We start from the raw sequence: 18,255 nt of genomic DNA, 5'->3' as shown, positions 1-18,255 counted from the left end.
CGCTTCGGGCCCGGCGACCCGCTGATTGGCGCAGATTTCCGGACATTCAGGCATGAAACGGCAGTTCAAGCCCGGAAAACAGGGATACCGGCGTCTCCCGTCCGAGATTAATCCAAGGTCTGTTCGCCACTGTGGCGGTGGCAGGGAATCCGCTTCCTGGCCTGGCCTTGAAGGTACTGGGGGCCACTAATCGAGTGTCCATTTGAGGAGTCACCATGTTTTCCAAGTCTGTAGACCGGCCCAAGATGCCAGACGGAGCGCGCAGCGCACGTCGGGCACACCGCCAGCCGATGACGACAACCGCCCGCCGTCTCGCCGCCGTCGTCTCCGGTGCCCTGCTGGCCGCCTCGCTCGCACCGCTCGCCGCCGTCCCGGGCAGCGCCGCAACTGCCGGCATGGGTCCCGTGGACCAGACCAACGGCTTTCCCACCTGGTATTCGGACGGCACCGTCAAGCTGCAGCTCTGCTACGAAGTAGGGAAGGGCTGCCTTTCCGAGCCGCCCAACCCGGAGGCGCCCGTTTCCTACCCCGACAACTTCCCTGATGAAGCGTTCTGGTTTGCTGCCGCGGCCGATGTCGGCAGCATCGGTTCCTACGAAGCCGCTCTCGAAGCAGCACACGCCAACGAAGAAGTGATCGACGGCGATCAGATGGGCTTCGGCCGGCTTCGGTTCCGTTTTGACAGCCTGCAGGCCGGAGCGTCGTACACCATCACCCACCCGTACGGCGTCCACACCTTCGAAGCAGATTCCGTCGGGGTGATCAACGTGACCCTGGACGAGGGCTGCGCACCGACCGCCACAACTGCCTGCGATTGGGCAGGAGTCGGTGCCGCCTTCCTGGGGGCGTACACCACCGGTTCCACAGCTGCCTTCCTCCAGCAGGTCGGCGCAGAGGCCGGCACCATCGGCAGTATCGACACCGCCCGGCCGGTTACGGGAGCCCCGTCCGGCAACAACTTCGTCCAGGTGGACGGACCGGACGCCGGCGGTCCCGGCATCGACACGGTGACGGCGAACCTGTTCACGGTCCAGGGGCTGATCGCCGAGGGCACTGAGGCTGGTCCCTCCACACCGGACCTGGCCGCAGCCAGCGACAGCGGCCGTTCCTCGGCCGACAACGTCACCAACGTGACCACGCCGACGCTGACCGGCACGCTGCCGGCAGGCACGACCGGACCGGTGGAGGTAAGCGTCAACGGCGGCCCCGCGCAGGCCGCCACAGTGACTGGTACCACATACTCAATTACACTGGCACCGCTGGCCCAGGGCTCCCACAGCGTACAGGCCCGTGCCGGCGCCGAGAGCTCCGGGACGCTCAGGTTCACGGTGGACACCACGGCGCCGGCGGTCTCCGTGACGGCACCGTTCCCGTCCACGCCCAGCCTGGACAACACGCCCAGCCTGACCTTCAGCAGCCCTGATGCGCAGGCACGGTACGAATGCCGGCTGCTGCCCACCAACGGCGATTGGGATCCGACCTGCTCGTCGCCCAAGACCTGGGACGCCCAGACCAACGGCTTCTACACCTTCAGCGTCCGCGCCACTGATGCGGCCGGAAACATCGGCGTCGTTGCCAACCGGAACGTCCGCATCGGTACCGGCACCGGCGTCACGAGCGTCTCGCAGGACTTCAACGGAGACGGACGTGCCGACATGGTGGCCCGCGATTCCAGCGGCGTGCTGTGGACGTACATGGGCAACGGCTCCGGCAGCTTCCCCACCCGGGTCAGGGTCGGTACCGGCTGGAACACGATGAATTCCATCAGCGCCACCGGTGACCTCACCGGGGACGGCCGGGCTGACATCGTGGCCCGCGACTCCAGCGGCGTCCTCTGGACCTACCGCGGCAACGGCTCCGGTACCTTCCCGACGCGGATTCGCGTCGGCGCAGGCTGGAACACCATGAAGACCATCAGCGCGGCCAGCGACATCACCGGCGACGGACGGAATGACCTGCTCGCCATCGACTCCAGCGGCGTCCTGTGGAGCTACAGCGGCAACAACTCCGGCACCTTCCCGTCCCGGATCAGGGCCGGCGCAGGCTGGGGCACCATGGCCATCAGTGCCGCCGGTGACCTCAACCGCGACGGCAACGCCGACCTGGTGGCACGGGATTCCAGCGGAGTTCTGTGGTCCTACATGGGCAACGCCGCCGGCGCCTTCCCCACCCGGGTCAGGGCCGGCGCAGGCTGGAACATCATGAACGCCATCAGCGGCGCCGCAGACCTCAACAGCGACGGACGCGATGACCTCGTGGCCCGCGACACCAGCGGAGTCCTCTGGTCCTACATGGGCGACGGTGCCGGCACCTTCCCCAACCGGGTCCGGGTGGGTGGCGGCTGGAACGTCATGAACGTCCTCGGCTAACCTCCCAACAAAAGCACCGCCCGCGTACCAAGTACGCGGGCGGTGCTTTTGTCTGTTCGCTTATGAGCGGCGTCCGCAGCAACCTGCCGGGACAGGGCAGCTAGCGGACCACGGCCAGCGCGAAGCCGTCCCAGCCCTTGGACCCTACGGTTTGGATGACGGTGGCATCCAAACGGCTGTCCTCCCCCATCAGCTTCAGCGCGTCGATGATCCCCGGCGCATTGACCTCGTCCATGGAGGGATCCAGCACCGCGCCCTCCCACACCACGTTGTCCATCACAATGGTGGTGCCCGGCCGGCCCAGCCGGACCGCCCAGTCCAGGTACCGGGGGTTGTTTTCCTTGTCAGCGTCAATGAAGACGAAATCGAAGGCCTCGACGCCCTCCGTCTCGAGCGCGGCCAGCGTGTCGAGCGCGGCGCCGATCCGGATCTCCACCTTGTGGCCGAGACCGGCAGCGTCCACGTTCGCCCGCGCCACCTCCGCGTGCTTGGCGAGGTATTCACACGTCACCAGCCGCCCGTCCTCGGGAAGCCCCTGGGCCATCCAAATGGTGCTGAATCCCGCGAGCGTGCCGATCTCCAGGACGCGCCGGGCCCCCGAGGCCCCGACGAGCAGCTTGAGCAGCTTTCCGGCGTTCGCCGTGACCTCGATCGGCGGCATCCCGGCGTCGACGGCGGATTGCACCGCGCGCTGCAGCGCGCGGTCGGGATGTACGACGACGTCGGACAGGAACTCTTCTACGGCCACCCACTCGGGCCGCGCCTTGTGCTCAAACATGGCCCCAGTCTCCCAGCCTCGGAACTGGCATGCTAGACCTGCCCTACCCCTCGATGGCGCTTTCCAGCCGTTCCACCTTTGCCGTCAGTTCGCCGGAGTAGCCGGGACGGATATCGGCCTTGATCACGAGTGAAACCCGGCTGCCGTATTTTCCTACTTCCTCGGTGGCGCGTTTGACCACGGCGAAAACCTCGTCCCATTCGCCCTCGATGGTGGTGAACATCGAGTCGGTCTTGTTGGGCAGCCCGGAGTCCCGGACCACCTTGACGGCGGCGGCAACCGCGTCATGCACCGAGCCGTCAGCGTCCCCTTTGGCATAGGCTTCATCGGCAGGAATTCCGGACGGGGCAACTGAAAATGCAAGCAACATAGGATTAGTCTGGCATGCCGGAAAACGGCAGCGGGACGTGCGCTGCGTCATATTTGGAACTACCAATCGGTAACGAAGTAGCCGGGACACCGCGTTGCTAACCTTTAGTTATGAACCTCGCAGTCGAGCGCAAGCCCCTTCGTGCCGATGCTGCCCGCAATGTGGACAAGATCATTAATGCGGCCCGGGAATGCTTCCGGGACCATGGACCGGATGTTCCCCTGCAGACCATCGCCACCACAGCCGGAGTGGGTCCAGCGACGCTCTTCCGCAACTTTTCCGACAAGGAAGAGTTGGTTCTGGCGGCACTGAACCGCCAGCTCCGTCTCACCGTTGATCCCGTCATCGACGTCGCACTGGCGGGCCAGGATGCCGCCGACGGGCTGTTCCGTGTCATCGATGCCGTCATGGCTGCGGCAAGCGAGAACGCCAACCTGCTCGGTGCCGTTGCCGGCCGCCGTGATCTCCTGACCGGCATCACCGGCAGCCTGATTGAATCCGTGGGAATCCTCCTGGGCCGCGGCCAGGGGCAGGGCACGCTCCGCACAGACATCTCGCTGACGGACATGGTCCGTCTCCTCGCCATGCTGATCGGCGTGGTTGACACCATGGAACCGGGCTCCGATGCCTGGCGCCGGCCGGCAGCGCTTGTCGAAGATGCCATTCGCTGGGAACGCCCGGTCCGCCAACTGCCTCCCCAGGTGCCGCTGCCGGGAACCCAGTTCGACTAACTTCGACTAACAAGGGCCTCAACTGTCCGTTCGCGCTAACCCGGCACGCAGGTTGAGCGCGAACGTACACTTGGCCCCCGCCCGGCACCGCCGCCGCCCACTCGCGGCCGATCCGCAGCACGCTTCATCCGGCCAGGGTTATTCCCTTGTCGTGGCAGGCACAGTAAGCTGGGCAGACCAGTGGTTAGGCAGCCAGCCTCGGGTAGAAATACTTTGCACGGAGCACACAATGGCACTCTTCACGTGTAATCGGGTCCGGCCGGTTGGGTCAGCATGAACCGCTCACAGCTCGCCCATTTCATGAACCATTCCGGCGATCCGGAAGAAACCCTGACAGCAGCCTCCACCGAGGAACTGGGCATCATCGTGGACGCGCTGTACCGCAATCTGGACACCCCCAAACCGGTGTTGGGAGCCCAGGACTGGTACGACCTCGCTGTCGAGGAACTGGGCCGGCGGTCGACGCCGGAATCGCCGGGCGCCTACGGGGCTGCCTGACAGGCCTCAACCATCCGGCTTCAAGCGCGGCACGCCGTTGCGTGCCCCGCTATGAATCCTGGCCCTTGGTGTCCGCGGCGTCCCGCGCCTTCTTCGCATGGGAGCTCTTGTCGTGGACAGCAGACTCGTGGCCCGCCCCCTCCGCCGGGTCGGGCTTCTTGTGAGCCGCATGCTCCGCCTCGTGGGCGTGCTCTTTGGCTTCCATCAGATGCTGCTGCAGCTTTTCCTCGGCTTCGCGGCGCCGGCGTGACGTGTCGCGGAGTTCCCTCGTGGCCTGGGATCCGCTCACCTCAATGTACGGGGCTCCCGACTTTTCGTGGACATCCCTGTGGGCCCCTGATTCCTCCGGGGTTGATTTGTCATTCACCATGAGTCCGTCCTCTCTGAATTCAACAACACCGGGCTCCATCTCACGATCTACTCATTCACACCCAGCGTCACACGTCAATGCCGGGCGTCAGCTCCAGCCGGCAAGCCGCAGCAGGGCTGCCGCTCCCGCCCCCGCAATGACAACCACCAGAAAGGGAGCCCGGAACAGCAGTGCGACGGCGGCTGCCGCCAGCGCGCCGATGCGGGCATCCAGGAGCAGGGACTGTCCCTCCGCCACCGCGTTGACGATCGTCAATGAGGCCAGCAGCCCGATCGTCATTGTTCCGGCGATCCGCGACGTCCGCGGGTTTTTCAGCAGGGTGGCCGGTACGAGGTACCCCACGAGCTTCCATGCATAGGCGAACAGGCACGACAGCAGCAACCACATCCAGAGGTTCATCGGGCATCACCCGTCGCGGTCCCCGGTTCTTGGTTGTGCGTCTGTTTGTGCCCGTGGCCGGGCCCGTGGCCGGGCCCGTGGCTGTGGCCGTGGTGGCCCACCGTGTACGGATCGATGTCCGGCTCCAACCCCTCATCCTTGGGCCCGTGGCTGAACCACCCGATGAGGGCGGCCACTGCCGCGGCGGCGAGGATCGGCACACCGGCCGGGACAAACGGCACTGCCAGCACGGTGGCGAGTGCGCACACGATGGCGATGGCCACCGGTTCCCTGCCCTTCAGGCGGGGCCACAGCAGGGCCAGGAAGGCCGCCACTGCAGCGCCGTCGAGCCCCCACTGCTTGGGGTCTCCCAGGGCGCCGCCGGCCAGGGCCCCGACGGCTGTGAAGACGTTCCACAGCACGAAGATGCCGATGCCCGCGGTCCAGAATCCGCGGTGCTGTTCTGCCGGGTCCGTCTGCCCCGTGCTCGTTGCGGTGGATTCGTCAATGGTCAGCTGGGCGGCTGCGTACTTCCGCCATCCCGTAGGACGCAGCAGGACGTTGAGCTGCATGCCATAGATTCCGTTGCGCATTCCCAGCAGGGTGGCGGCTCCCATCGCGGCGAGTCCGGATCCGCCGCCGGCGACCACGCCGATGAACGCGAACTGTGAGCCTCCGCTGAACAGCAGCAGGCTCAGGGCCATGGTCTGCCAGAAGTCGAGGCCGGAGGTCACCGAAAGGGCGCCGAACGAAACGCCGTACAGTCCCGTGGCGACGCTGATGGACAGGCCCACGCGAACCGCCGGGGACCCCAGTAGCCGGGCAGGCCAAGTGATGGGCATGGCACCACTCAATCACAGCGGCGCGCAGGAACTAAGCCGGCTGTAGCTGGGCCAGAACCTGGGCTGGCCTGTTCGTGGTGATCTCGTGGATCCCGAGCCCAATGCACAACGCCACATCCTTCTCGGCATCCACAGTCCACACCCGGAATCTGCGGCCCGAATCCAGCCAGCGCCGGACAGTGCCGGTGTGCTCGCGGACATACCCGATGCCGGGCCCGGCGATGCCGACTTCGCAGTCGTTGATGATCCGTTCGCCTTCCAGCTGGGCGGCCTTCATGACGTTCGCAACGGCGCCGCCCGTCAGCGGACCCAGACCCAGCTCTTCCCGGATTCCAGCGACATTGACGTCGTCCACGAGTTGGCAGATGAATTCAGGGGGCACCGCCTTCCGCAGGTGGCGCACGGCATCCGGGCTGAAACTCATGAAGGTGATGCTGATGTTGTCCAGCCGGGACGTCCGCGAATCCCACCCCTCTGCCCGAAGGACTTCCAGCACCCGATCCTCTAGTTTCAGCTGGTAAGGGCTGGGGTGCTTCAGTTCGATGGCCAGTCCGATGTCCCGCCCGGAATCCCGAAGGAGGTCCAGCAGGTCGGGGAGGGTGAGGAACTGGTCCGAGCGGGGCCCGTATTCCTCCGGGATGCGGACGCCCTTCCACGACGAGAAGTCCAGCAACCGCAGTTGGTTGATGGTCCTTTCGGCCACAGGCCCGGTTCCGTCCGAGGTGCGGTCCAGATTCGCGTCGTGCAGCAAGACGACGTGCTGGTCCCGGCTCAGCTGCACATCGCACTCCACGCCGTCAGCACCTTCGGCAAGGGCCCGAAGATAGGCCGCCCGGGTGTGCTCCGCGAAATCCGCGCTGGCGCCCCGGTGCGCGTAGACCAAGGGACGGGGTCGAAGTGACTCGTCGGTTGTCATGCTGACACGTTAGCCGACTGCTGCCGGTGAAGCGGGGCTAGGCTGGGCACATGCAGGTGAATTCTGAGCCAACCACGCAGACAGCCGCCCCGCCCTCCGGCCCTCCCCGCCAAGCGGGTCCTGCCGTCGGGCCGCACCAGCTCAGCCCCGGAGACGCCGAAAAGGCCGCCGCACTGCGGAAGATGAAGCTCGTGGCGCTCTCCCTGCTGATCGCCCTGGCCGTCGTGTTCGTCATCGCGTTTGCACTGCAGAAGCAGTACCCCTGGCTGGAATATGTCAGGGCCGCGGCAGAGGGCGGCATGGTGGGCGCTCTCGCGGACTGGTTCGCTGTGACGGCCCTGTTCAAGTACCCGATGGGCGTGAAGATCCCGCATACCGCCATCATTCCCCGGCGCAAGGACCAGATCGGGGCATCGCTGGGAGAGTTCGTGGAAACCAACTTCCTCTCCGAACAGGTGGTGCAGGACAAACTCGCCAGCATCAACGTTTCCGGCAGAGTGGGCCAGTGGCTGTCCGGGCCGGGCGGTGCCGAGCGCGTGGCCAAGGAGGGCGCTGCCGTCATCCGTGGCACCTTCAAGGTCCTGAACGACGACGACGTCCAGGCAGTCATCGAGAGCATGGTCCGCAAGCATCTGCTTACCCCGCCATGGGGGCCTCCGGTGGGACGGATGGCCGAACGGATTTTCGCCGACGGCCATCATCACCAACTCGTTGACCTGCTGGTGGACCGGGCGGCGGACTGGGTGGCGGACAACCATGAGACCGTCAGCCGCCTTGTCACCGACCGCTCTCCCCAATGGGTACCCAGCTTCGTGGATGGCCTCGTGGGCGACAAGGTCTACGTGGAGATCCTGAAGTTCACCCGCGCAGTCCAATCGGATCCGCAGCACCAGGTGCGCAAGTCGATCGACAAATACCTGACGGACCTGGCCCAGGACCTGCAGTACGATCCCGCCATGATTGCCCGCGCCGAAAGCATCAAGGCGCAGGTCCTCGGAGATCCGGAAGTCCGCGAACTCGCCTCCCGGACCTGGGCGACCATCAAGGGCGCGCTCCTCGCCGCCGTCGACGATCCCGACAGCGAGCTGACCGTGAAATTCAAGGCCGCCGTGCGCGACTTCGGGGCACGGCTCGTCGGCGACGACGAGCTGGCCGGCAAGGTCAACGCCTGGATCGGCGACGCCGCCGGATACCTCGTCCGGACATACCGCTCCGACATTGCCGGCGTGATCACCGATACCGTGGCCCGCTGGGATGCGGACGAGACGTCCTCGAAGATCGAACTGCAAGTGGGCAAGGATCTGCAGTTCATCAGGATCAACGGCACGGTGGTGGGTTCGCTGGCCGGCCTGGCGATCTTCACGGTGGCACACCTGGCGTTCGGCTAAGGCCCTCCGGGCTGACACCTCAGCGCCGTCCCGGACGGGAGCCGGGACACGACCAATTCCCGCTCGACCAATTCACCCTTGACAGGGCCAGCTGTCAGGCGCATTTTTGTGGCTACAGTACGCCCCGGCCGTTGTGCCGGCGATCGTTCCCCGGCACCGAGCCAGCTCGGCGCCGGCGCCGTGTTCCCACCGTGGAGTTTTGAATGAGGAGCGATGAAGTCCCTACCCTTCACCTCGGCGGCGGGCCGGCACGCCCGCTGTGGCCGGCCCTCCAAAAGGGCTGGCCTCTTGCTATCCTGCCTGCTTTTGGCCACGGCACTGACGGCGCCTGCGACGGCCGCCGAGGACAATTTCCAGCCCGGGGATCCGGGCCTTGGCGATCCGTACTACCCTTCCGACGGCAACGGCGGCTACGACGTCACCCGCTACGTGCTTGACCTCAGCTATGACCCGGCAACCGGCGGGTTAGACGGTTCGGCCACCATCCGTGCCCACGCCACGCAAGACCTCTCGTCGTTCAACCTGGATCTGGACGGGCTGGATGTGCACTCCGTCAAAGTCGACGGCCAGAGCGCGCCATACACACGCAGCGGAAGCGAGCTCACGGTGGCACCCGGGACCGGCATCCGGAACGGGGCGAAATTCGAGGCCGAAATAGCCTACTCCGGGGTGCCGAGGCTTTTGATAGACCAGTTCGGCCCCTCCGGGTTCTTCCATACCGACGACGGCTCACTGGTGATCGGACAACCGCACGTGGCCGCCACCTGGTTCCCGGCCAATGACCACCCGCTGGACAAGGCAGCTTTTACCTTCCGGATCACTGTCCCCGAGGGGCGCGAAGTGGTGGCCAACGGGGTGCTCCGCGACCATGTAACGGCGAACGGCAAGGCCACCTGGACCTGGCAGGCGGACGAACCCATGGCCACGTACCTCGCGACCGCCAGCGTGGGCCAGTTCGAGCTCAATAAGTACACCAAAGACCGCATCAGCTACGTGGATGCCATCGATCCCGACCTGTTCAGCCCTGTCGTGAAGGCAAAAACAGGGAAGAACTTCGCCTGGTCCCACAGCAGCCTGAACTCCTACGCACGCCTCACGAGGACCATCAGCGTCCCGAAGGCCGGGGCAGCCGTCTCCTTCTGGCTCCAACGGGACATCGAAAACGCATACGACTTCACCTTCGTGGAAGCACGCCCGGCCGGCACCGACAACTGGACCACGCTGAAAGACGACACCGGCCACACCAGCAGCGACCCAGGGATCGCCTGCCCCGGCAGGCTGGCATTGCACCCGTTCCTGAAGCACTACCTGACCGACCAGGGCAACGGGACGTGCAAATCGACCGGCACCAGCGGACACTGGTGGGCTGCCACGGGGCCGAGCTCCGGCTGGGAATCATGGGGGGTCAACCTCAGCCGCTTCGCCGGAAAGGACGTGGAGGTTTCCATCACCTACGTGAGCGACGACGTCCTCCCCTTCGACGGCGTATTCGTTGACGACATCGGCGTCTCCACCGGGGAAGGCACCACATCGTTCGAGGATGACGGCAACACCATGGACGGCTGGGCCGCATCAGGGCCGCCCGAAGGGAGCCCGCCGAACGAGGACGGGTGGACCGCAGGCAGGGAAGGGCCTCCATCGCGGGGTGACCGCGCGCAGGCATCGTTCGACAGGCAGCCGGAAATCATCAGCTTCCTGTCCGGCTACTTTGGCCGTTATCCCTTCACGGCGGCCGGCGGCATTGTGGACGACCTGGACCAGCTCGGCTTCGCCCTGGAGAACCAGACCAGGCCGATCTACTCGAAGTACTTCTTTGCCGACCAGCTCAGCGGCGACTCGGTAGTGGTCCATGAACTGGCCCACCAGTGGGTGGGCGACGACCTCGCAGTCGAGACGTGGCGCGACATCTGGCTGAACGAAGGCTTCGCCACGTATGCCGAATGGCTCTGGAGCGGGCACGAGGGCAGGGAAACCCCGCAGCAGATCTTCGACTTCTACGCGGGTGCACTCCCGGCTGAGGCCCCGTTCTGGACGGTCACCATCGGCGACCCCGGGGCGGCCGCCCTGTTTGACTTCGCGGTGTACGCGCGCGGTGCCATGACCCTGCACGCCCTGCGCGCGCTGGTGGGTGACGGGGTCTTCTTCGACATTCTGGAGGAGTGGACTGAGACGAACTCCGGAGGCAACGTTTCCACCGCCGACTTCATCAAGCTTGCCGAGCGGCTCGCCGGCCGGGATCTGGCCGAGTTCTTCACAATTTGGCTTTACACCCCGTCCAAGCCAAGCGGGCTGAGCCCCGTGGACCGCCAGGCCCTCGGGCAGCAGAGCGGTGCACCCGGCACGGCACGCCTGCTGGAGCAGCGGCTGGAATCCGGGATCAAGCCCCGGTAGGCCGCGCTTCAGGGGCGGCCTGTCAGGCGAAGGGCTGAAGCTCCACTCCGGCATCCTGGAGACCCGCGCGCACCGCGGCGGCCATGCCCACGGCTCCGGGGGTGTCGCCGTGGATGCACAGCGAATCCGGGTCAACCCGCACCACCGTGCCGTCCACTGCGACCACCTCGCCTTTCAGTGCCAGGCGGACGGCGCGCTCAACAATGGGGCCGACGTCGTGCAGCACGGCACCGTCCTGCGACCGCGGCAACAGGGTGCCATCCGGGAGGTAGGCGCGGTCAACAAACGCCTCGCGGAAGACGGGGTGGCCCGCGTCGCCGGCGTGCTTCAGCAGTTCCGATCCGGGCAGTCCGAGAACCGGCAGTCCCTCGTCATAGGCATGGATGGCGGCCACGACGGCGGCTGCCTGCTCCGCATCATGGAACGTCCGGTTGTACAGGGCACCGTGGGGTTTGACGTAGTCGACAGACGCGCCCACGGCGTGCGCCACTCCGTCCAGCGCTCCCAGCTGGTAGAGGACATCCCCGAACAGCTCGTCGAAGGACATGTCCAGGGATCGCCGCCCGAAGCCGGCAAGGTCCCGGTATCCAACATGGGCACCCACCGTGACATCGAGTTCGAAGGCTGCCCGGCAACTGTCCAGCATGGTGACAGGATCCCCGGCGTGAAAGCCGCAGGCCACATTCGCGCTGGTGACGAACTGGAACATGGCGGCGTCATCGCCCATGCGCCAGGAGCCGAAGGACTCGCCCAGGTCAGCGTTCAGATCCACCGTTGCCACCTTCATTCGTCGGAGCCGAGAGGCCCTTTCCTTCGGTTGCCGGCGCAGTGGCCCGCAACTCACCCGGAAGGGTGTCCGGCATCGGGCCGAACGCTTCCTTGGCGTTGGCCACGACGGCCCGGCCCATCATGAGGTTGCCTGCTCCGCCCACCACCGCGCCGATTCCGAACGGCAGTGCCCGGCCGAAGAGCGCTGTTCCCTGGCGCTTCAGCAGGCTCCGCAGGAAGACTTTCTGGACGTGCTCGCGAATGGAGCCGAAACCCGATGAGGGCATTTTGCGGGCCAGGACGTTTCCCCAGGCCTGGGTGGCGCCCTTCCCCTTGCCGAGTGCCTGGCCGCTGAGTGACCCGAGCAGCGCAGTCCCTTCCTCACCCAGCATCACGGCCATGACCAGGGTGCTGGCTTTGTCGGGGTCAGTCATCCTGATGCCGTGGAGTTCGGCCAGGGATGTAGCGTAGAGCGCCGTCGCCTCGAGGAAGGCAACCGTGGCTGCCGCCGAAAGGCCGAGCGAGGCGATGGTTCCCACTCCGGGGACCACGGCCGTGGCACCCACCAGGGCGCCGCCGCCTGTGACAGCAGCCAGATAGTCGCGTTCCAGCCTGTCGGCAAGCTTTGCGGCTGAGGCATGCGGATCGCGCCGCTGGAGCCTGCGGATGTTGGCCACCACCAAGGGCCTCTGGATGTCCACAGCCCGCAGCAGCAGATTGTGCACGCCGGGCTTGGGATTGCCGTGGGCATCGAACACGGCATTGTGTGCCGTTTCCTGTGCGATTCTCATCGCCGGGTTGCGTCGCTTGGCCATCTTCACCTCTACCTCGGAGCAGCCGACAGCAGGTTGCTGCCGTCCTGCCTTAACACTAGGCCACGCCCTGGCCCTGCGGACCGAACGCGCGGACTGGCCGCGCGGACCGGCCGCGGCGGGGGGGCACCGGACGCTGTGGGGTCACCGGCTAGACCATCCAGGATTCCGCCACCGCAAGATAGGCGGAGGAGGAGGGGCCGCGCGGTCCCGGATAGACCGTGGGCGCGCCCGGCCATTCAACGCCAAACTCGGACAGGCGGCCTGTGCTGCACGGCAGGTAGACGTTGGTCAGGGAGGCGCTGGCAGGCCCGAGCTGGAAGTCCGGTGCGGCGAACTGCCTCCGGTCCAGTACGCCGGTGACCTCCAGCGCGGCGCGGCGCCCGGTTGCTTTGAATCCCCGCTCAAGGTTTACCTTGACCTCGAAATCGTCCTGCGTGTGGCTGATGCCGTTGAGCGGGAAGCGTGCGGCCTCCGGGAAGTAGCGGGTCAGTTCGTTGGCCAGGGTGGCGGCGAAGAACTCGTTGGAGCCGTAGCTGCGCCAGCCTTGGAGCGTGGCCACCAGCAAGACGGTCCCGGTTCCCCACTTGGACCAGTCGGCGACCCAGAAGGATGCAAAACAGCTGGCCGGTTCGCCGGGAACATGAACCCCGTGGCGGTCCACGGGGTGCAGTGCGAGGCCATAGTTGGCCCCAATCAGCGCCACGCTGCGCCGCCCCGGCGCGGCCGGTGTGTTCCCCATGCTCCGAGCCTATCCCGGCGCACCGGTTACCCCGCGGAGATGTCCGGCCTAAGATTGCAGCGTGCCCCTGCCTCGCGCCCTTCGCCCCTTTGCCCACCGTGAGTACCGCGTGCTGATCGCGGCCCTGGCTGTGTCCATCTTCGGTTCAGGAATGTGGGCCGTGGCCATGGTGTACCAGGTCATCCATCTCGGCGGCGGACCGCTGGAGCTATCGCTGGTGGCCACCGCGGGAAGCGTCGGACTGGTGGCCTTCGTCCTTGCAGGCGGGATCGCCGCGGACCGGTTTCCGCAGCGGCTGTTGATCATCGGCGTGGAGGGCGCCAACCTGGCGGTGATCGCCAGCATCAGCGGGCTTGCCCTGGCGGGATGGCTGCAGCTGTGGCACCTGATGGCCGGAGCATTCGTCCTGGGAGTGGGGGCCGCATTCTTCTTCCCGGCCTACTCCGCCATCCTGCCCCGCATCCTGCCGCCCGGAGACCTGCTGGCGGCAAACGGCATGGAAGGGACGATGCGCCCGATGCTGCAGCAGGCCGCGGGTCCTGCCGTTGCCGGCATCATCGTTGCCGCGCTCTCCCCGTCGCATGCCGTGACGGGCGTGGCCGCCTGCCACCTGCTGGCCTTCATCATCCTGAACTTCCTCGGCCAGCACGCCCTCGAGGCTCCGGGCAACGGCGCCGCCCGGGAGTTCCATGGACACCCTCCTGACGGCCAGGCTGAAAGCCTGTCTGGCCGTGACAACGACGCGGCGCCTGCCGGCGGTGAGCCTGTGCCCGCGGGTGCGGAACCGCACAAGGCGTCCTTCTTCCGGGAACTCCGGGAGGGCATCAGCTACACGCTGCAGACCCCCTGGCTGCTCTGGACACTCCTCTGGGCCTGCATCTCGGTCCTCTTTTTGATCGGTCCCATCGAAGTACTGCTGCCGTTCGTCGTCCGCGACCAGCTGGACGGGGACTCCAGGATGTTCGGTTTCCTGCTGGCCGTCATGGGCGTGGGCAGTGCCGTGGCGTCGCTGGTCACAGCCTCGTTCAGGCTACCGCGGCGCTACCTGACGGTGATGATGATTTCATGGGGTGCGGGCACCCTCCCACTGGCTGCCGTGGGAATCATGGACAGCTTCTCGTTGCTGGCCCTGGCACTCTTCATCTTCGGCGCCACCGGCAGCGTGGGCATGGTGATCTGGGGAACCTTGCTTCAGCGTCGCGTTCCCCCGCATTTGCTGGGCCGCGTCTCGAGCCTCGATTTCTTTGTCTCCCTCGCGTTAATGCCGGTGTCCATGGCACTGGCGGGGCCTGCCGCGGAAGTGTTCCCTATCTGGGCGATCTTCCTCTTCGCGGGGGGCGTCTGCCCGGTGATGGCCATCGTTGCCCTGATTGCCGCCCGGATGCCGGCCGACGAGACAGCCCATCCGCTGGACCGGCACCACGATTTCTCCGCGGACGCCGACGCCAGACGCTGAGGATCTCCGTCCGCAGTCATCCGCGGTATCAGGCGCGGGCCCGCACCACCGGGATGCTTGCCGTGGGAGGGCCGCTCGGGAACACCGACGGCTCGGGCACCTCGACAGGATCGAGTGCCACACGGACGGAATCGCCGCCGACAGCATGCACTCTTCCCCGCACATCGATGTCCAGCGGCTCCCCTTCCAGGACACGCAGGGTGATGCCGGCGGGGTCGAGGTCCACTGAGAGCAGCCGTCCCTGCAGCTTCAGGTGGAAGGAGAGGCTGTCCCATTCCCCGGGAAGCCGCGGGTCGAAGTACGGGACAGGGCCCTGGTCGCGCAGGCCGGCGAAGCCGCAGACCAGGGAGCTCCACACGCCGCCCGTGGAGGCAATGTGCACGCCGTCGATCGTGTTGCCGTGGGAGTCATCGAGGTCGATGAACGCCGCATTGGTGAAGTGCTCGAGGGCTGCCTTCGGGTAGCCGACCTCGGCCGCCATGATGCCCTGCACGCACGCGGAGAGCGTCGAGTCGCCGGTCGTAATGGGGTCGTAGAAATCGAAGGCGCGGCGCTTCTCCTCGGGAGTGAACTCCTGCCACTGCAGGAACATGGCGAGCACCGTGTCCGCCTGCTTCAGGACCTGGTGCCGGTAGATCACCAGCGGGTGGAAGTGCAGGAGCAGCGGGTACTTGGAGCGGGGCGTCGTCCAGTCCCATGCCTCCAGCGTCATGAAGTCGTTGTCCTGCGAGTAGATCTGGAAATGCTCGTCGAAGGGCAACTGGATCCGGGCGGCGGCCGCTTCCCACAGCTGCCGCTCGGCGTCGTCAATCTCTGGGTGGTCCAGCGCGGCCGCGGCCCGCAGGTTAAACCGCGCCATGACGTTGGTGTAGAGGTTGTCGTTCACCACGGCCGTGTACTCGTCCGGGCCGGTCACTCCGTGGATGTGGAACATGCCGTCCTTGCCGAAGAAGCCCAGCGACGCCCACATGCGCGCGGTCTCGATCAGCAAGTCCGCGCCCATGCCGCTGCGGAACTCGGCGTCGCCGCTCGCCCACACGTACCTGTTGGCGGCAAAGGCGATGGCCGCGGCAATGTGGAACTGTGCGGTGCCGGCGGCGTAGTACGCGCTGGCCTCCAGCCCGTTGATGGTGCGCCACGGGAACAGTGCCCCGTCCACGCTGAGCTCCTTGGCCCGGATCTTTGCCTCCGGCAGCATTTCGTGACGGAACTCCAGGACCTGGCGGGCGCCGTCGGGGTTTGAGTACGTCAGGTACGGCAGGAGGTAAACCTCCTGGTCCCAGAAGTAGTGCCCTTCGTAGCCGGAGCCGCTGACGCCCTTGGCGGGGATGCCGGCAACGCCGGCGCGGGCCGTCGCCTGGGCAAGCTGGAAGAGGTTCCAGCGGATGGCCTGCTGTAGCTCGGACTGGCCGCCCACCTTGATGTCCGTGGTTGCCCAGTAGTCGCGGTAGTGGGCCTCACTTTCGGCGAAGACCTCTGCCACCGTCTTCAGGCCGGCTTCGGCGGCGTCGGCCGGTTCTTCCCCGGCTTCGGCATCCGCCGTGCCCGGCAGTCCCTCGCTTGTACCGCCGGCCACTGCGTAACTGACGCTCTTTTCAAGCCGGAAAGGCTCGTCGGCTCCGACAGCGAGCACGTACCGGACGCTGCTTTCGTCCTGGTCCACTTGGGTGTCGAACGGCTGGTGGCCTGCGGAGGTCCAGTGGTCGACGGCGATTCCCACACGCTGCTTCGACTCTGCGGCTTCCCAGGAGAGACGAAGCGAGCCGTCGCCGCCGTCGAGTTTTCCTGGCAGCAGGACGCGGCCGGCGTGGCGGCCGGCCCGGCGCGGATCGTGCGCCGAGTGGTCGTCCACCGGCTGGTCCTGCCGGTTGATCACGGAGGAGGTGACGTCGGCGGAGACGGGGCGGTCCGCCGAGAGCTCCAGGGAGATGCCCAGGCAGCCGCGCGACTCAAAGCCCACGGCACGGCGCTCTACGGTGGTGACGGTGGCGCCGGAACGGCACTGCCACACGACGCGGCATTCGTAGGCTCCCGTGGAGAAATCGATGGACCGGCGGTAATCCAGCACCACGGATTCGGCGAGGCTCAGCGTTTCGCCGTCGACGGTCACCGCGAAGTTGTTCGCATCGGGGATGTAGAGGATCCGCTGGCCAGTGCGGGCGAAACCGAAGGCATTCTCGGCGTGCTTGATGTCCCAGATCTCGTGGAAGCCGTTGATGAAGCTGCCCGGAAGCTCCGCGTCCGCCGCTGCCCAGTGGGCGCCCCGGATGCCCAGGTGTCCGTTGCCAAGGGCAAAGAGCGTTTCCAGTGCGCCGGCATTGCCGGGAGCATGGCTGGTCTCCACGAGCTTCCAGGGATCGTTGGGGAAGCGGTCGCGGTCAGCAGTGATGAGTGCCATGAGTGGCGTTCCTTCGGCGGTTGGAGGTGCGGCCAGGGTTGGGGACCTGGCGGGTTTTGCTGTACAGCGGGGCTGGGGAAGCCGGGCTAGAGGAGTTCGTCGAGGTCATTGACCACGAGTGTGGCGCCGGCAGCCAGCAGTGTCTGGCGGCCTGCGCCGCGGTCCACTCCGATCACTGAGTGGAAGTTTCCCGCGCTGCCTGCCTGCACGCCCGAAACGGCGTCCTCGACGACGACGCACGCCTCGCTGGGCAGTTCCAGCAGACGGGCTGCGTAGTCGTAGGTTGCCGGGCTGGGCTTGCCGGGCAGGCCTTCCGCCGCTGCAACGACGCCGTCCACTACCACCGGGAAGTGGATGTCCAGCCCGGCGGCGCGCAGCACTGAAGGAGCGTTGCGGGATGAGGAGACGACGGCGACCTTGAGTCCCCGGGCAAGAGCCGCTTCGAGGAAGCGCACCGACCCTGCATAGGGGTCGACGCCGGAGCTGACGATGTCGTTGAAGATTTTGTTCTTCCGGTTGCCCAGCCCCTGGACCGTCTCGTTGTCCGGGTTGTCGTCGGTGGGGCCTTCGGGGAGTTCGATGCCGCGTGAGGTCAGGAAGTCCCGGACGCCGTCGAACCTGGGCTTGCCGTCAATGTGGTCGAAGTAGTCGCTCTCCCGGTAGCCGGCCTTCCCGGGCACAGAGGCCAAGTAGCCGTCGAAGAGCTCCTGCCACGCGCGCTCGTGGACAATCGCCGTGGGCGTGAGCACGCCGTCCAGGTCAAAGAGGATGGCAGACGCGCCAGTCCAGCTCTGGGGGCTGTTGCGGTGGCTGGTTTTCAGAAGTTCAGTCATGCCTGGTGCAGTGTCCTTTCGGGGAGCGGACAGCAGTGGTTGGGGACCATGCAGGGAAGGGGGCGCCATCATTGGCGGCAGATCAGGGGTGTGCTTCGGTCAGCACGGGTGAGGTGCGCGGCGCGCGTATGGCACACGTTGAGTGGCTTACGGGCGCAGGCGCTTTAAGAAACGTCTTCTTCCATGATGAGGGCGATGGCGCGTCAGGGCAAACC

General features: G+C 66.4%; 17 protein-coding genes. 6 read left to right on the top strand and 11 right to left on the bottom strand.

The window, feature by feature from the left end:
* Positions 1 to 215 precede the first annotated feature (215 nt).
* Positions 216 to 2,369, top strand: a complete 2,154-nt coding sequence (locus JYA52_RS05170) for a VCBS repeat-containing protein (RefSeq protein ID WP_205652134.1) — start codon at positions 216 to 218, stop codon at positions 2,367 to 2,369.
* Between the two features lie 100 nt (positions 2,370 to 2,469).
* On the opposite strand, the gene JYA52_RS05165 is transcribed toward JYA52_RS05170, so the two are convergent.
* Both JYA52_RS05165 and JYA52_RS05160 read right to left on the bottom strand, forming a co-directional pair.
* Positions 2,470 to 3,147, bottom strand: coding sequence for an O-methyltransferase (locus tag JYA52_RS05165; RefSeq protein WP_205652133.1), 678 nt, complete (start codon positions 3,145 to 3,147; stop codon positions 2,470 to 2,472).
* Positions 3,148 to 3,190: 43 nt separating this feature from the next.
* The gene (locus JYA52_RS05160) at positions 3,191 to 3,517 is read right to left on the bottom strand and encodes a thiamine-binding protein (protein WP_205652132.1); all 327 of its coding nucleotides are present in this window, start codon (positions 3,515 to 3,517) and stop codon (positions 3,191 to 3,193) included.
* A gap of 110 nt (positions 3,518 to 3,627) precedes the next feature.
* Here JYA52_RS05160 and JYA52_RS05155 point away from each other — a divergent pair, with 110 nt between their 5' ends.
* A complete protein-coding gene (locus JYA52_RS05155; RefSeq protein ID WP_205652131.1) occupies positions 3,628 to 4,248 on the top strand; it encodes a TetR/AcrR family transcriptional regulator in 621 nt (206 codons plus the stop codon).
* Between the two features lie 273 nt (positions 4,249 to 4,521).
* A complete protein-coding gene (locus tag JYA52_RS05150; protein ID WP_205652130.1) occupies positions 4,522 to 4,746 on the top strand; it encodes a hypothetical protein in 225 nt (74 codons plus the stop codon).
* Positions 4,747 to 4,795: 49 nt separating this feature from the next.
* On the opposite strand, the gene JYA52_RS05145 is transcribed toward JYA52_RS05150, so the two are convergent.
* From JYA52_RS05145 to JYA52_RS05130, 4 genes are all read right to left on the bottom strand, one after another.
* Positions 4,796 to 5,116, bottom strand: a complete 321-nt coding sequence (locus JYA52_RS05145) for a hypothetical protein (RefSeq protein ID WP_205652171.1) — start codon at positions 5,114 to 5,116, stop codon at positions 4,796 to 4,798.
* Positions 5,117 to 5,203: 87 nt separating this feature from the next.
* Positions 5,204 to 5,515 (bottom strand): AzlD domain-containing protein, encoded by a 312-nt coding sequence (locus JYA52_RS05140; protein WP_205652129.1) that lies wholly within the window; start codon positions 5,513 to 5,515, stop codon positions 5,204 to 5,206.
* Entirely contained in the window at positions 5,512 to 6,336 is an 825-nt protein-coding gene (locus JYA52_RS05135; protein WP_240459971.1) for an AzlC family ABC transporter permease, read from the bottom strand. Before JYA52_RS05135 ends, JYA52_RS05140 begins: the two co-directional genes overlap by 4 nt.
* A gap of 31 nt (positions 6,337 to 6,367) precedes the next feature.
* On the bottom strand, positions 6,368 to 7,252 hold the full coding sequence (locus JYA52_RS05130) for a glycerophosphodiester phosphodiesterase (RefSeq protein ID WP_205652128.1): 885 nt from the start codon (positions 7,250 to 7,252) through the stop codon (positions 6,368 to 6,370).
* Between the two features lie 50 nt (positions 7,253 to 7,302).
* Between JYA52_RS05130 and JYA52_RS05125 the strand changes: the two genes are divergently transcribed.
* Together JYA52_RS05125 and JYA52_RS05120 are read left to right on the top strand one after the other, a co-directional pair.
* Positions 7,303 to 8,640, top strand: a complete 1,338-nt coding sequence (locus tag JYA52_RS05125; protein WP_205652127.1) for a DUF445 domain-containing protein — start codon at positions 7,303 to 7,305, stop codon at positions 8,638 to 8,640.
* Positions 8,641 to 8,946: 306 nt separating this feature from the next.
* Positions 8,947 to 11,031, top strand: a complete 2,085-nt coding sequence (locus JYA52_RS05120) for a M1 family metallopeptidase (RefSeq protein ID WP_205652126.1) — start codon at positions 8,947 to 8,949, stop codon at positions 11,029 to 11,031.
* Positions 11,032 to 11,053: 22 nt separating this feature from the next.
* Here the strand turns inward: JYA52_RS05120 and JYA52_RS05115 are convergent, their stop codons facing one another.
* The 3 genes from JYA52_RS05115 to JYA52_RS05105 form a co-directional block, all read right to left on the bottom strand.
* On the bottom strand, positions 11,054 to 11,803 hold the full coding sequence (locus tag JYA52_RS05115) for a LamB/YcsF family protein (protein WP_205652125.1): 750 nt from the start codon (positions 11,801 to 11,803) through the stop codon (positions 11,054 to 11,056).
* A complete protein-coding gene (locus tag JYA52_RS05110) occupies positions 11,787 to 12,614 on the bottom strand; it encodes a hypothetical protein (RefSeq protein WP_205652124.1) in 828 nt (275 codons plus the stop codon). Before JYA52_RS05110 ends, JYA52_RS05115 begins: the two co-directional genes overlap by 17 nt.
* A 148-nt stretch (positions 12,615 to 12,762) precedes the next feature.
* Complete coding sequence (locus tag JYA52_RS05105; protein WP_205652123.1) at positions 12,763 to 13,353, bottom strand: hypothetical protein; 591 nt, start codon at positions 13,351 to 13,353, stop codon at positions 12,763 to 12,765.
* A 61-nt stretch (positions 13,354 to 13,414) separates the two neighbouring features.
* Between JYA52_RS05105 and JYA52_RS05100 the strand changes: the two genes are divergently transcribed.
* Positions 13,415 to 14,809: an MFS transporter gene (locus tag JYA52_RS05100; RefSeq protein WP_205652122.1), complete on the top strand. Its 1,395-nt coding sequence runs from the start codon at positions 13,415 to 13,417 to the stop codon at positions 14,807 to 14,809.
* Between the two features lie 28 nt (positions 14,810 to 14,837).
* On the opposite strand, the gene JYA52_RS05095 is transcribed toward JYA52_RS05100, so the two are convergent.
* Together JYA52_RS05095 and JYA52_RS05090 are read right to left on the bottom strand one after the other, a co-directional pair.
* Positions 14,838 to 17,207, bottom strand: coding sequence for a glycoside hydrolase family 65 protein (locus JYA52_RS05095; RefSeq protein WP_205652121.1), 2,370 nt, complete (start codon positions 17,205 to 17,207; stop codon positions 14,838 to 14,840).
* Positions 17,208 to 17,293: 86 nt separating this feature from the next.
* Positions 17,294 to 18,040 (bottom strand): HAD family hydrolase, encoded by a 747-nt coding sequence (locus JYA52_RS05090; protein ID WP_205652120.1) that lies wholly within the window; start codon positions 18,038 to 18,040, stop codon positions 17,294 to 17,296.
* Positions 18,041 to 18,255: the final 215 nt, after the last annotated feature.

Origin of the sequence: Arthrobacter pascens, from assembly GCF_017052465.1 — a bacterium.
GTDB lineage: Bacteria > Actinomycetota > Actinomycetes > Actinomycetales > Micrococcaceae > Arthrobacter > Arthrobacter pascens.
Note: the sequence above shows the minus strand (reverse complement) of the source record. Positions and strands in the feature narration are given on the sequence as shown.

Coding starts and splice junctions, on each gene's coding strand:
- JYA52_RS05170 (WP_205652134.1), top strand. CDS start 216: ATGTTTTCCAAGTCTGTAGACCGGCCCAAGATGCCAGACGGAGCGCGC.
- JYA52_RS05165 (WP_205652133.1), bottom strand. CDS start 3,147: ATGTTTGAGCACAAGGCGCGGCCCGAGTGGGTGGCCGTAGAAGAGTTC.
- JYA52_RS05160 (WP_205652132.1), bottom strand. CDS start 3,517: ATGTTGCTTGCATTTTCAGTTGCCCCGTCCGGAATTCCTGCCGATGAA.
- JYA52_RS05155 (WP_205652131.1), top strand. CDS start 3,628: ATGAACCTCGCAGTCGAGCGCAAGCCCCTTCGTGCCGATGCTGCCCGC.
- JYA52_RS05150 (WP_205652130.1), top strand. CDS start 4,522: ATGAACCGCTCACAGCTCGCCCATTTCATGAACCATTCCGGCGATCCG.
- JYA52_RS05145 (WP_205652171.1), bottom strand. CDS start 5,116: ATGGTGAATGACAAATCAACCCCGGAGGAATCAGGGGCCCACAGGGAT.
- JYA52_RS05140 (WP_205652129.1), bottom strand. CDS start 5,515: ATGAACCTCTGGATGTGGTTGCTGCTGTCGTGCCTGTTCGCCTATGCA.
- JYA52_RS05135 (WP_240459971.1), bottom strand. CDS start 6,336: ATGCCCATCACTTGGCCTGCCCGGCTACTGGGGTCCCCGGCGGTTCGC.
- JYA52_RS05130 (WP_205652128.1), bottom strand. CDS start 7,252: ATGACAACCGACGAGTCACTTCGACCCCGTCCCTTGGTCTACGCGCAC.
- JYA52_RS05125 (WP_205652127.1), top strand. CDS start 7,303: ATGCAGGTGAATTCTGAGCCAACCACGCAGACAGCCGCCCCGCCCTCC.
- JYA52_RS05110 (WP_205652124.1), bottom strand. CDS start 12,614: ATGGCCAAGCGACGCAACCCGGCGATGAGAATCGCACAGGAAACGGCA.
- JYA52_RS05105 (WP_205652123.1), bottom strand. CDS start 13,353: ATGGGGAACACACCGGCCGCGCCGGGGCGGCGCAGCGTGGCGCTGATT.
- JYA52_RS05095 (WP_205652121.1), bottom strand. CDS start 17,207: ATGGCACTCATCACTGCTGACCGCGACCGCTTCCCCAACGATCCCTGG.
- JYA52_RS05090 (WP_205652120.1), bottom strand. CDS start 18,040: ATGACTGAACTTCTGAAAACCAGCCACCGCAACAGCCCCCAGAGCTGG.